General features: G+C 39.4%; 12 protein-coding genes. 4 read left to right on the top strand and 8 right to left on the bottom strand.

Translation table 11 applies throughout. The features are described 5' to 3' along the window. Window positions 1–5: 5 nt before the first annotated feature. The gene (locus ABZR88_RS14950) at window positions 6–539 is read right to left on the bottom strand and encodes a hypothetical protein (protein ID WP_107826565.1); all 534 of its coding nucleotides are present in this window, start codon (window positions 537–539) and stop codon (window positions 6–8) included. A 642-nt stretch (window positions 540–1181) separates the two neighbouring features. Between ABZR88_RS14950 and ABZR88_RS14945 the strand changes: the two genes are divergently transcribed. From ABZR88_RS14945 to ABZR88_RS14935, 3 genes are read left to right on the top strand one after another with little or no spacing between them, the layout of a single operon-like run. Next, window positions 1182–2813, top strand: a complete 1632-nt coding sequence (locus ABZR88_RS14945) for a hypothetical protein (RefSeq protein ID WP_146166442.1) — start codon at window positions 1182–1184, stop codon at window positions 2811–2813. Further along, window positions 2804–3952 (top strand): sugar-binding protein, encoded by a 1149-nt coding sequence (locus ABZR88_RS14940; protein ID WP_107826567.1) that lies wholly within the window; start codon window positions 2804–2806, stop codon window positions 3950–3952. The genes ABZR88_RS14945 and ABZR88_RS14940 overlap by 10 nt, the downstream gene beginning before the upstream one ends. Window positions 3953–4005: 53 nt before the next feature. Beyond that, window positions 4006–4326 (top strand): LytTR family DNA-binding domain-containing protein, encoded by a 321-nt coding sequence (locus tag ABZR88_RS14935; RefSeq protein WP_107826568.1) that lies wholly within the window; start codon window positions 4006–4008, stop codon window positions 4324–4326. A 168-nt stretch (window positions 4327–4494) separates the two neighbouring features. Here ABZR88_RS14935 and ABZR88_RS14930 read toward each other — a convergent pair whose 3' ends face one another. The 7 genes from ABZR88_RS14930 to ABZR88_RS14900 all read right to left on the bottom strand — a co-directional run bounded on the left by ABZR88_RS14930 (window position 4495) and on the right by ABZR88_RS14900 (window position 10529). Beyond that, a complete protein-coding gene (locus ABZR88_RS14930; protein ID WP_211309733.1) occupies window positions 4495–5973 on the bottom strand; it encodes a TlpA disulfide reductase family protein in 1479 nt (492 codons plus the stop codon). Window positions 5974–6041: 68 nt separating this feature from the next. After that, complete coding sequence (locus ABZR88_RS14925) at window positions 6042–7688, bottom strand: O-antigen ligase (RefSeq protein WP_146166443.1); 1647 nt, start codon at window positions 7686–7688, stop codon at window positions 6042–6044. Between the two features lie 139 nt (window positions 7689–7827). Beyond that, complete coding sequence (locus ABZR88_RS14920; RefSeq protein ID WP_146166444.1) at window positions 7828–8214, bottom strand: hypothetical protein; 387 nt, start codon at window positions 8212–8214, stop codon at window positions 7828–7830. Window positions 8215–8349: 135 nt separating this feature from the next. Further along, complete coding sequence (locus ABZR88_RS14915; RefSeq protein WP_107826571.1) at window positions 8350–8754, bottom strand: hypothetical protein; 405 nt, start codon at window positions 8752–8754, stop codon at window positions 8350–8352. Window positions 8755–8917: 163 nt separating this feature from the next. Further along, a complete protein-coding gene (locus ABZR88_RS14910) occupies window positions 8918–9334 on the bottom strand; it encodes a hypothetical protein (protein WP_146166445.1) in 417 nt (138 codons plus the stop codon). A 6-nt stretch (window positions 9335–9340) separates the two neighbouring features. Further along, the gene (locus ABZR88_RS14905; protein WP_107826573.1) at window positions 9341–9877 is read right to left on the bottom strand and encodes a hypothetical protein; all 537 of its coding nucleotides are present in this window, start codon (window positions 9875–9877) and stop codon (window positions 9341–9343) included. A gap of 166 nt (window positions 9878–10043) precedes the next feature. Next, window positions 10044–10529 (bottom strand): peroxiredoxin, encoded by a 486-nt coding sequence (locus tag ABZR88_RS14900; RefSeq protein WP_107826574.1) that lies wholly within the window; start codon window positions 10527–10529, stop codon window positions 10044–10046. A gap of 357 nt (window positions 10530–10886) precedes the next feature. Between ABZR88_RS14900 and ABZR88_RS14895 the strand changes: the two genes are divergently transcribed. Next, entirely contained in the window at window positions 10887–12419 is a 1533-nt protein-coding gene (locus ABZR88_RS14895; RefSeq protein WP_107826575.1) for a glycoside hydrolase family 28 protein, read from the top strand. Window positions 12420–12562: the final 143 nt, after the last annotated feature.

Here is a 12562-nt window from a genome sequence, read left to right as displayed (position 1 = left end):
TCGGACTAAAATATAACCAATGATTTTTTGTCTCCAGCCTGAAATACACACAGTTTTAACTCTTTATCGAGTGTTGAAAATTTGATCAGTTCATCATCAACCTGGTCATAAAATAAATTGTCATTGCATTTCTGTGAGCGGATAAATTGGGTTAGCTGCTCGTCAAAACCTTTACTATCGCAGCTAATTAATAGTACAGTAGCCTCGCTTTCGGTAAAGCCTAAAAGATCTGCCGGCAACTTACCGGAATCTATAAATGTGAACTTTAACCCAAAAGAGGTTTGATAACTATTGCCCGCTGACTGTTGTTGAATGCCTTTAGTGGTTAGATATTGATCAAAACCCTGCAGATCAGACTCATCGTGGAGTGTCTTGATCTTTAAAATGTCTGAGAACTTTATTGTTTCAAAATTAAAATCCTCGGTAGGGTCTTCAATAATTTTTGATTGTGCTGATGATGAGCTAATAACCACAAACTGCAACATCATAGCAAACAACACAATTAACAGAGGGGTAAGCGTAAGCTGTTTTAGTTTCATGAATAAAGGTTTTAAGGGTTTGTTTTTTAGGCGAAAAACGCCGTTAATAGTCAAAACATCGGGACAGATAGCATCCTAAACAGACATTCGCGGCTGTTCAAATATAATTTAGCTTTGGCTATTTATGGTTTCGATTTGGCTAGCCAGTGTGGGTTTTCAGAATTCCTCTTTCGGTTATTAGAATTGCGTTAAAGAGTTTCACGAATTAGCCATATTTACCAGATCCGTAAGCAAGAATCGGCTAGTCAATATAGTATATAACCCCAGCTTAAGGCCATCAATTTAGTTGGCAGAGGCATACCCCCATAGCCACGTGCTAACAAGCGGTGAAGCAGTAAAAGATATGCTACTGTTAGATATGTAAAATATAATCCCCAAGATAATAAAGTATAATAAGTTGAAAATATAGTATACTTTATTAGTTGCCCATTGGTTAAGTTTGCTTTACCTAAGTTTAATCACCAAACCAATGAGATCTAACCTGTGCCAATTTTACGGTGTGAAAACGCCGCTTTTTCCATTGAATGCCGCTCTGATGGCCGGAATGTTTAGCAACTATTGCTGACGGTTAGTAGAACCACCGATAGCTTGCCGGCTTAAAAAATAATATTTGAAATAAGTATTTACTAGTGTAATAATCAATTGTACTGGGGTTATTTATTATTAGCTGTTTTAGCTAATGGTATTGACTTGTTATGTGCGTTGGTTGTTCTGACCTGTTATTGCTCTATGAAAAAGTTATCTTGTTTTTTTCAAAAAGGTGTTGTTAAATACCTGTTTTTTATACAGCTCATATGGTGTTTTTCTTGTTGCCAGCGCCCGAAGCAGGCAGTCAGTGAGAAGAAAGATGATATACCACCTGAGATGCAACTGGTATTGCAACATTTTAAAAAAGATCCTAACCCCTTAAAAATAAAAGCCGCGGGCTATTTGGTTAAGCACATGGCGGCACAATGGCACGTAGCCGGGAAGGGCGTTGATAATTATCAGATGCTTTTTTCTGAGTTATTGCGTACAGATTCATCTCAAAAAAAGCATTATGAAGAGATATGGGATAGTTTGACAAGGGCCTTTGGCCCTGATTTTCCGGGCCCGGTTAAAAGAGTCAATGATACACAAACCCTAAAAGCACAAGAGTTAATAACCCATATTGATGCCTCATTTATAGCGTGGCAAAAGCCATGGTGCAAGCATTTGTCTTTTAATGAGTTTTGCGAGTACATCTTGCCATATAAACTGATAAATGAAAGTTTTTCTAAAAACTGGATGGCAACTATCCAAAACAGATACCACTGGTTAGGCGATAGCATGAAAGCCAGCAAAGATGTGTATCGGGCGTGCCTGTTGGTTAATAATGATTTAAAATCAAAATTTACCATAAGTGCTTTCCCCACCATTTGGGATTCAAGTTTTGATGATCTCGATGCTATCAAATACGGAAAATGTTTTCAGGCTTCGCAGTATACCGCCTATGTAATGCGGGCAATGGGTATCCCAGTGGTAATGGATTTTACGCCCTTTTGGGGGAATATGAATGGTGGGCATGATTGGGATGCGCTGATATATAACGGCAAACCGATACCGTTTGTGGGCTCTGAGTCAGATCCGGGACATACCAAAATAGATTTAGCGTTTCAACGCAAGCGCGCTAAAGTTTTCAGGAAAATGTATGCTCTTCAGGATAGTACTTTGGTAACGGATGTAAGAGCCGGCGAGAAAATTCCATCAACGTTGTCAAATGGCCGCTATAAGGATGTAACCGACCAGTATATACCGGTATCTGACGTAACATTAAAAATTAACGACTATCAGCCACAGCAGGCACATGCCTATTTATGTGTTTTTAACAGACAGCATTGGGTGCCAGCTTACTGGGGAACCGTTGATGGAGATGAAGCATCATTCAAAAAAATGGGCCGCGATCTGATTTATCTGCCTCAATATTATAATAACGGTCTATTTATACCTGCAGGGAACCCGATTATCTTAAAACATGATGGTTCCACGGTAGAAATTAAATATGCTGATACCAAAAACACCACGCTCAAGATTGATAAGAAGGGCCCGCAAGGACCCAACACCAAGAAAGGGACTGAATATGAATTGTATTGTTGGAAGAACGGGTGGAAGCTGCTGCAGGTGGTCAAAGCGTCTGAAAATAAAATGGTTTTTAAAAACGTGCCAGAAGATGCTCTATTCTGGTTGCACAGTGATGATAAGGCCTCGAAAGAGAGAATTTTTACAAACTTCAAAAATAACCTTGAATGGTGGTGAAAAACAATCTGAAGCTATCGGTGATAGCTGGTTTTGCAATCTTCTTGCTAAGTGGATGCAAAGAGAAGGAAGGCATACGCTCTTGCCTTAAAAATAACGCTTACAAAAATGCAGTGATTGATAAAAAATTCTTTGCTGCCGAGCCTGTTGCACAACTTATAAACATGCCTGCTCTTACCTCATTGGATACAACATTCAATTTGCAGGAAGCAACCCGGCTTCATATTTATGGAGTTGGAGAGATGGATATAGAGTTGTCTCAGCAGCCTACGTCATATCTCTATAAAAGCGATGATATAGAGTTGTTTTTTAACCATGCAACCTCGGGTTCGCAGCAATCGTTTGCCTATGTCTTTAACTGGAAAGATACACCCCACCACGTAGATTCTATTAGTTATAAACTTAAGAACGCATTTTTTGACGCCAGGTATATTGAGCGGGGAGGAGTCTATTATTCGCTTGTCAGGGTGCCCTATAAAGAATTGGTTTCAACGCCGTCATTAGACAAGCAATCATTGAACTTTGATATTGGTATTGGAGATAATGACAATGGCTTGAGCAAAAAAGCAAAACTAGCCTGGAACTCTGCTGTAGATCCAATGTTAAGCTCAAATACCAGGGGGCAACTGGTGTTTGCAACAAACAAAAAACTAGCAGACTCGGCCCATCGAATGATCTCTTATTTTCATGCAGATCTAAATCCGTTGAATGCGGCATCGTGGGCGCATATTCCCAATTATTATATCACAAAATTAGTATATGGGCATGTCAAGGATACTAATGACCTATCAAGCAGCGTGCAAACTTATTGGGACGCGCAGAACATTAATTTTTTATTCAGAATAAAAGATGCTCAAAAAAACCAAGCATCTCTCTCTAATATACTGAGAAACCCCAATATGCACGATTTGGGTTGGATTGAGGACGACAAAGGGAAAACTGTTTGGACGATGAATATTTTATACACTCGTCATGCCGGAGGGGCCAACAAGAACCGGCAAATTGATACAGTTATCTCATTAAAGCCGGGGCATTATCACTTAAAATATCTAACAGATGAATCACACAGCTGGAATAACTGGGATGACCAACCACCTTCAACACCGTTTTATGGGATAGTGGTATATAAGGACATTTAGCCAGGTATTGATAAATAAAATGATTTAAACCTTTTACCTATAAAACGAGAAATATGCAGCACACAAAAATTGTTATTGCACAACAGAGTCATATTTATTTTGTAAACACAGAAGATATAGTTTACTGCCAATCAGATGATTGCTATACTAATATTCATTTAGTAGATAACAATAAAATTTTGTTGGTTAAATCGCTAACAAAATTTCATAAAGAGTTGCCGCAAGAGGTTTTTTTAAGAGTTAACCAATCTAACCTGATCAATAAGGCTTTTGTCAAGACCATTGATCGTAAAAAAAAACTTATAGAGTTGGCCAATAATAACAAAGTGCCTTTTACCATAAGCTTAAAGGATCTTTTGGTACAACTATTTTAATATCGCGTTATTTATAGAAAATCGTCTTCCCCGCACAATATTGGGCATTAAACAACTTAGCCCTCCAGGCATTCTGGAGGGCTAAATTGTTTTTAGTGAGATGATATTGAGGTTCAGTTAGGTCGCTGGCGGGCCGCACTACGGCTATTTTAAATGTAGGTCGAGTAATTATTTTTTAACCAATAATTTATCCAGAAGTACCTGAAGGGATGCTGCTGACGGGCGATCAGCATCGGCCGAAATAATTTTGCCATCTGGGTCTAGTAGTATAAACCGTGGGATAGAATTAACGTTATACTTTTTAACAAAGTCTGATTTCCACTCGTTTTCGGCTAACAGTTGTGTGCCAGACAACTCGTGGGTTTTTACTGTCGTTTTCCATTTTGCGGCGTCGCTCAATTTATCAATCGAAATACTGATGAACGCTATATTTAAACCGGCATATTTCTTGGTAACATCTTTCAGAAAGGGTACTTCGGCCATGCAGGGGCCGCACCAGGTGGCCCACAGATCAATGTACACATACTTTCCTTTAAAATCTTCCAATCCAACCAGGCGGCCCTGAGTATCCGGAAGTTTAAATGAAGGGGAGGCTAAGCCTGGCGCAAGTAGCTTCATGTTATCACGAATGGCTGTTATCCCCTTGATGTATACAGGATCTTTTGCCAGCGCCAGATACTCGTTGTAATACCGGTCAATATCATTTCCCTGTTTCAATAAACCTACCGTGTATTCATATAACAGGCTTTCTTTGATATAGCTATTGGTGATTTCTTTATTAACGATATCGCGTTTCTTCTCAAACAGGTTTTTGGTGCCAAATACTGGATTTTTAATAGATTCTGCTTGAACAAAACGGCTGATGGTTGCATCAAGTAAGCGATTGTATTCTGTGCAGAACTTGTAAAGTTCTTCGTTGTTTACATCAAAGCCCTCCCATATCCTTGTATTCAGCTCCTTACGCTGATCTGGTGAAAGTCTCTTGATGATTGTCGCCTCGTGTGCCAATCGTATTCTTGAGGTCCATTCGGCCACGTTCTCTCTAAGTTTTTTATCGTTAACTAAAGCTAGTTCTTCTTTTCTTTTCTCCTGATCATAGCCATAGTTTAATAAGTAATTATATTCAAAAAATTTATTAACGTAAGTAATTCGCTGATGCTGAGTTTCCCTGAAATATTTACTGAGCTCCGGGTTTTCCATTAAACGATCCGCCGCGGCCTGATAATTATTTAGTTTACTATACAGACTATCAGGTTCTAAAAGATAAACTTTTGCAGGTGTGTTATCACTAAGAGGTAAATAATCAAAAATTAAACGATCAAGGCTTTTTAATAAATTGTTTTCTGCGCTCCCTTTTCCCTTATAGATATATACACTGTCTGGCTTGCTAATATTGAGATTGTCGCCAGGTTCCAGAAAAATAGAATTGCCGTTGAAGTTGTAGTATCCGGTGACGGCCTCAAAGGAGATGTTAAAATCACCAGACTTGTTAATCTGTACTTGTTTTTTAAAATGAGCAGGGCCGCTAACTATAATGGATTTTCCGGCCATTCCGGCAATATTTCCTGATAATGATATACTGGGTTTAGGTTGCGCCTGCAGGCCCAGGAAGAACAATAGATTAAGGCCGAGAAGTATTGTTTTCATAAGATAAGGATTAAGTAATTGGTGCTGTTAATTTAAGGATTATTTGCAAACCAGAATGCCGCACTGTATTAAGGCGAAAGCCGACTATTTAAAATCCTTCTACAGTGATCTTTTATAGTATCTACTCTTGCGCTGGGAACTTTTACGGGTAAGTTTAAAACTATTTGAGCCTCTTTTTGGGCCGCTGGAAGATCATGGTTACTAATTAATAGTTTGACAAGCGCATAACGGGGAATAAATTTATAAGGAGATATATTAATAGCATCATGCAGTGTATTTATTGCCTCTCGATTCAGTTTATGTGATGCCTCAACTTCTGCGCGGTAAATCAGATAGGTGATAGAATACTTGTTCGAGATCAGCTTATTAATAAGTTCACCGGGTTTTCCCTCGTCAGAATCCAGTTTTGCCAGATGAAAGTATTGTAAAAGGAATGTCTCATCATAATATATTTTTGAGTAGATAGCGTTATACTTTCTAAAAATGTCATCTCCTATTTCTTCATTGTCATCTACGCGTTTCCACTCACTTCTAACAGCTAACTGAGCAAGTTGAACAGATAATAATGCAACTAATAATACGGCTGTTGCATATACATATACCCCGGAAGTGACGGCTTTAAGTGTGATTTTCCTGGGGTTATGTTCTAATACCCAAAACGTTAATAAAGCATTGCCGAACATGAAATTCCGCAGGGGATAAGAGCTCAATGATAATACGAGCACTGCTATATACCAAATAAGCCGGCTTGTGGATATTCCGTTATTGTTTGTCCTGATTTCCTGATAAGCGATAGTAAAAAAGAAAACGCTAATTATCATAGCTATAACACCGGTTTCGGCCGTGAGCTGAAGAAATTCATTATTGCTGGTGTAAACGGTATCTGCAAGATATTTTTGAGTGTAAGTGCCTTGTCCGCTCCTAAAATAAGCTGCTTGTTCAAGGTTGTAAAATCCAGGGAAGCGATTTAGTCCCACGCCTTTTAAAGCATGTTGCCGTATAATATTGCCGGTGTTTTTTAAGATAAACAGCCGGCCTAATGATGAGTTTGTTTTAAACAATGATACTATGCAGATTAGCCCGCAAAGTGAAATAAAGGCGACGCTTAGCTTAACTGTTTTCCTTTTTTCGGTGGCTAAAAACATCGCAGCCGGCATGAAGATCAAAGCAACTATCGATGCCCTGGCCCCTACAGATATACATAAAAGCACATTTATCCCCCATAACAATAAAACTACCCACTTTGGTAAATATTTGTCGGAGTAATTTAAACTGAAAACGCATGCGGCAATAAAAGTTAAATAATTGGATAGAATAACAACGTTATCAAACGAATATTTAACCCAATCTGATTTTTGATAGGTTATTATCAGGATGACAAGTAACAGCCAGTAACCTATTGCTGTATGTATGAAAAACCTGTTGCTAAAACAGGAAAGAGCATTTGCCGACAAAAAAAATGTCAGATTTATCAATTGTAAAACAATGTTTAGAAAGAAAAGCCAGTTTTGATTTAATGAGGATGTTATTAGACAATTGAAGACTAGAAGTATTACAGAAAGAAAAACAAAGAGAACTTTATAGGACAACGAAATATCAAGCTTAATTTTAGAGAGTTTGATGGTTAAGATAAAAGCTACGGCAATTAGACCATTGACTAGGCTGGCAATAAGTTGGCCATCATAATAGTGATGAACAGATTCAAACCCATTCATGATGAACAGTAAAATGAAATTGTTTATCATGAATAGTATGAACAATAATTTAGTTATGCCTCTCCATCGCTCCAATTTGTTTGTTAAAAACATCTAAATCCCCGTTGATTTTAAAAATAGAGTTTATATAGGCTATAGTTTAACTAGTGGGTTTTGTACCGCAATTGAGGATACACTGCGCTTCGGCTTCCTGAAACGGAGCCAGAGCTGCTTGTAAAGTTGCAGTGACAGACGCTTCACAAGCGTCATAAACGTCGACAATTTTCGCGTATTCTATTGCCGGTTGTGCACTTTCAGTGCCAGCAAGATCCAATAATGCACCTATCTCTGTAGCCCAGCATTCCATACTTGCTGCATCCGCAATATCAAAGGCAGATTCTTCATCTTGCATCATTTTAAAAGTGCAATCATTTACACAGTCTTGCCAGGCTAATAGTGCTGCCGATGGTGGCGGAGGTTGTGTTTGTGAAAAGGAAGGTAAGGTTGTGACAAAAATCAACAGCAATAAGGTTCCACTTTTTTTCATTTCGGTTTAGTTTAAGGTTTGTTTGGGGGGCGTTGTAATTGAAATAATGATGATGAACAATGAAATGCGACAGTTCATCATCATTGGTATAACAATAGTCGAGCTACATTTTTCTAATGCTTCAACTTGTTTGGGTTAACTGGCTGGTTTTGTACCACAATTTTGTTCACACAGCTGTTCAGCTTGCTGAAACGGAATCAAAGCTGCTTGTAAAGCTGCGGAAACAGCCGTTTGACAATCCATGTAAGCTTTAATAATATCACTGTATTTTTTCAAGTCATCATTTGACAATGGTACGCTTTCGCCGTTCTCATCATAAGGACCCGGCAACGACATTAATCCCTCCATTTCAGTATTTAAGCATTCCATACTCGCTGCGTCTGCAGTATCATAGGCACTAGATTCATCTTCGAGCATTTTCCAAAAGCAGTCGCCTGTGCATTTTTGCCAGTCTAATAGTGCTTGTGAGGGTTGTGTTTGTGAAAAAGAACGTAAGGTTGCGATAAAAATCAGCGACAATAAAATTCCAACTTTTTTCATTTCGGTTTAGTTTAACTTTTGTTTGGGAGCGTTATAATAGAAGCAAGTGCTTATCATCATTCGTATAATAAGTGAACTGCATTTTTCTATCGTTTCAATTTATTTGATAAAAACAATTAAGCTCCACTGATCTAAAATGTTAGCATTTGTTTTATTAAATGCTTTAACTGGCAGGTTTTGAGCCACAATTTTGTATGCATAACTCTTCAGCTTCCTGAAACGGAACAAGTGCAGCCTGTAAAGTTGCGGCAACAGCCGCTTGACAATCCATATAAGCTTTAATAATATCATTGTATTTTTTCAGGTCCTCGTTTGACAATGGTACACTTTCGCCGTATTCATCATAAGGGCCAGGCAGTGACATTAATCCATCCATCTCAGCATTTAAGCATTCTATACTCGCTGCATCTGCAGCATCATAGGCTCCTGCCTCATCCACCAGCATTTTCCAAAAACAATCGCTTGTGCATTTTTGCCAGTCTAATAATTCTTGTGATGGAGGAGGTGGTGGTGGTGTTTGTGAAAAAGAACGTAAGGTTGCAATAAACATCAGCAACAATAAGGCTCCAGTTTTTTTCATCTCAATTTAGTTTATTGCTTGTTTCTGAGAACGTTGTAATTGAACTAATGCTCTCTGAATAGAAAGCCTCCTATAATCAAGTTTTCTATGTTTGGGATTGGTGTAGTAAGCCGCTTTGAAAAGCCTCACTTTGTTTATTGAATTGATTTTGCGCAGCTCTGGAAACTCATTAACAAGTTGATCATAGAAGCGTTTTCTGTTAATATTCAGCGTGATAAAATCTTGCGCATTATCTACCCCTGCTTTTTTAAATTCGTCAGCGAGTTGTTTAATGCTCGTTTCTTTTTCATTTTTATTAATCAAAACCACCAGGTTTTTTCGGGTCTGCGCCGACATGTTAAATTTGTCAGCAATCGATTCGCTTTTAAAGCGTTCGTTGTATGACATGAATCTGTTAAACGTTGCCGAAGCTTTTAGTTGATCAACTAGTTGAACAGAGTCTTTTGCCGATACGGCGCCGTTAATTGGGGTGATAGCCTTCTTACACGCTCCAAATGAAACTGCAGAGAAGAGAATTAAATAGATGAAATTTTTACTTTTCATGATTAGGTTAGTAAGGTTTTAAATTTTTAATGTGTTTTGATATTGCCTTTGAACTTATTTATGCGTTCAGGCCAACATCTCTGGGTGGTGAAATAGCATTGATTTTCATAATTCAAAAAATAGATATGTGGTTTATAAATACTCGTGCAAGCACAATAAGAGAGGTTTATAGCGGTTTGTTGAGGGCCTTCAGCAAGACATCTAACTTGGTGCGTTTATTAAAAACTGTTACCAATTGATGCCTTTTGTTGTAGACGGCTGTAAATGGGGTTGTTTTAACTTCATAGAATTTGGATAGAGGATAAGGTTTGGCCTCGTTGGTAATAGTGATGTTTTTATATTTTACCAGCTGGAGATCATTATAAAAGGCCTTCAAAGCAGGAAGCCTGGCAAAGCTGACCATCAAAATCTGCACATTAGCTAACTCTTTTATATACCGCATCAGGTCAATTGTATAATAATTACACGCCATGCAGTCGGGGCCAAAATAAATGACAAGCAGTTTTTTGTTTTTTTGGAGGTTGTTCTCAGTAAAAGGTTTTCCTTCCAAATTGGTCAGGTGAAGAGGGGGAAGCGCCTTTTTTTGAGAGAACCCATAGAAAGGACATATAAAAACGAAACACAATAAAGCGATACAGATACGGATGCCCATACGATACTTTTTTATTTCGAAAGTACCTTGCAACAGGCAGAGTTTAACACCTTTGAGGGCTACTTTAAGGATTGATGCAGCTCTTTTAAGGATTGCCCCAATTAGACTGGTGTAATAAGCAAAAACTGCTGTCTCTAAATAACTTAACGAGATTAATAGTGGTTTTCAATGCTTGTTTGTTTTGGGTTTTGATGTAGAAGGAGATGCTAAACAACGTAATCGGTTACGTAAATATTTAAGGTAAAATATTGCTATGAATCAGCTAAAAACACTCAATTTAGATTGTTAATGGCGCGGTATCTCGCTGCGGTCATCGCAATCAATTTTACAAAACCTATTATAAACCCTTTTCAGGCTATGAAATTTTTAAGTACCTGCCTCATGCTGTGCTTGCCGGTTTTGGCTGTGGCGCAGTCTAAAACTTATGATATTACCGCTTACGGCGCCCAATCAGGCGGAAAAATCAATAATACCCAGGCCATCCAAAAAGCCATAGACGATGCCAGCACGCACGGTGGCGGCACTGTGGTTGTACCAGCCGGCAGTTTTATGACGGCGCCCATAGTAGTAAAATCGGGCGTAAATCTTTACCTGAGCAAAGGCGCTGTGTTGCTGGGCAGTCCTATACGTAAAGACTATAGCATGGGGAACGCCATTCCGCTCATCAGCGCTAACGGACAAAAAGATATCGCCATAACCGGTCAGGGCACTATTGACGGTCAGGGCAAGCGCCTGCTGGCCGATCTGTTCCGCATGCTTAAAAATGGCGAGATGCAGGATGCTACCTGGCAAATCTATAACCCCTGGCACCAGAAGCAGCCGGAGGAGCGTAATCGCCCTAAGTTGATTGCTTTTACCGATTGCCACGGGGTGAAAATCAAAGGCATCTCTATCAAGAACGGGATAGATTGGGTGCAGGATTACAAATTTTGCGAAGACCTGGTGGTAGACAGCATCAACGTAGAAAGCAACATCTATTGGAACAACGATGGTATTGATATTGTAGACTGTAAGAACGTACGCGTTACCAATAGTTTTTTTAATGCTGATGACGATGGTATCTGCATCAAATCTGAAGACCGCAATCACTATTGCGACCAGATCTATATTGCCGATTGTAAGGTGCGCTCCAGCGCCAGCGCCATTAAGTTTGGTACGGCATCTCGCGGCGGATTTAAAAACGTGACGATCAAGAACGTGGAGATTTATGACACCTATCGCTCGGCCATTGCCATTGAAACGGTTGACGGCGGTTTTATGGAGAACATCGATATTCGCAATATCAACGCACGCAACACCGGCAACGCCATCTTTATCAGAGTAGGGCACCGTAACCGCGACACCGTGAGCAGCAGCATGAAGAACATTTACATTGGTAATGTAAACGTGCAGATCCCCAAAGACAAACCCGATAAAGGTTACCCAATGGAAGGTCCCCTTGTTCCCGGCGATCACCACATATTTCCCTGCGTAATTGCCGGGCTGGCAGATCATCCGGTGCGCGATGTAACCCTGGAAAATATTAACGTGGTGTATGCAGGCGGTTATGATACCCGTATCAAAACCGTAAGCCTGGATTCGCTGCACACCATCCCCGAGAAAACGCCCGAGTACCCGGAGTTTTCTATGTTTGGCGAGTTGCCAGCATGGGCTATGTATGTAAGGCATGCAGAAAACATCACCTTTAAAAACGTAAACTTCAGCTATCAAAAGCCTGATCTGCGCACGGCAATGGTGTTTGATGATGTGAAAGGATTGAGGCTGGATAATGTAGTGATCCCGCAGGCTAAAACTTTACCTGCTGTGGCGTTGAAGGATGTAAAAGATTTTAGTAAATCTAACCTGAAATTACCGGTGGGGGATGATAAGGCGATTGTTGTGCTGAAATAATAGCAGTAAGTTTTAAAAACTATGTCATTGCGAACCGGATTGTGGGAACGGGACTGAGCACGAAGACAACCGACCGAAGGGAGCTCATTAATGCCTTTAAAAAATTTAGATTCATTAATAATCTCGTCGCATGCTATAGTCCT

The sequence above is a fragment of the Mucilaginibacter yixingensis genome, assembly GCF_041080815.1.
GTDB lineage: Bacteria > Bacteroidota > Bacteroidia > Sphingobacteriales > Sphingobacteriaceae > Mucilaginibacter > Mucilaginibacter yixingensis.
Note: the sequence above shows the minus strand (reverse complement) of the source record. Positions and strands in the feature narration are given on the sequence as shown.

What these genes read in the sequence shown, in the direction of transcription:
- ABZR88_RS14950 (WP_107826565.1), bottom strand. Translation starts at nt 539, where the DNA reads ATGAAACTAAAACAGCTTACGCTTACCCCTCTGTTAATTGTGTTGTTT.
- ABZR88_RS14940 (WP_107826567.1), top strand. Translation starts at nt 2,804, where the DNA reads ATGGTGGTGAAAAACAATCTGAAGCTATCGGTGATAGCTGGTTTTGCA.
- ABZR88_RS14935 (WP_107826568.1), top strand. Translation starts at nt 4,006, where the DNA reads ATGCAGCACACAAAAATTGTTATTGCACAACAGAGTCATATTTATTTT.
- ABZR88_RS14930 (WP_211309733.1), bottom strand. Translation starts at nt 5,973, where the DNA reads ATGAAAACAATACTTCTCGGCCTTAATCTATTGTTCTTCCTGGGCCTG.
- ABZR88_RS14925 (WP_146166443.1), bottom strand. Translation starts at nt 7,688, where the DNA reads ATGAATGGGTTTGAATCTGTTCATCACTATTATGATGGCCAACTTATT.
- ABZR88_RS14920 (WP_146166444.1), bottom strand. Translation starts at nt 8,214, where the DNA reads ATGAAAAAAAGTGGAACCTTATTGCTGTTGATTTTTGTCACAACCTTA.
- ABZR88_RS14915 (WP_107826571.1), bottom strand. Translation starts at nt 8,754, where the DNA reads ATGAAAAAAGTTGGAATTTTATTGTCGCTGATTTTTATCGCAACCTTA.
- ABZR88_RS14910 (WP_146166445.1), bottom strand. Translation starts at nt 9,334, where the DNA reads ATGAAAAAAACTGGAGCCTTATTGTTGCTGATGTTTATTGCAACCTTA.
- ABZR88_RS14905 (WP_107826573.1), bottom strand. Translation starts at nt 9,877, where the DNA reads ATGAAAAGTAAAAATTTCATCTATTTAATTCTCTTCTCTGCAGTTTCA.
- ABZR88_RS14900 (WP_107826574.1), bottom strand. Translation starts at nt 10,529, where the DNA reads ATGGGCATCCGTATCTGTATCGCTTTATTGTGTTTCGTTTTTATATGT.
- ABZR88_RS14895 (WP_107826575.1), top strand. Translation starts at nt 10,887, where the DNA reads ATGAAATTTTTAAGTACCTGCCTCATGCTGTGCTTGCCGGTTTTGGCT.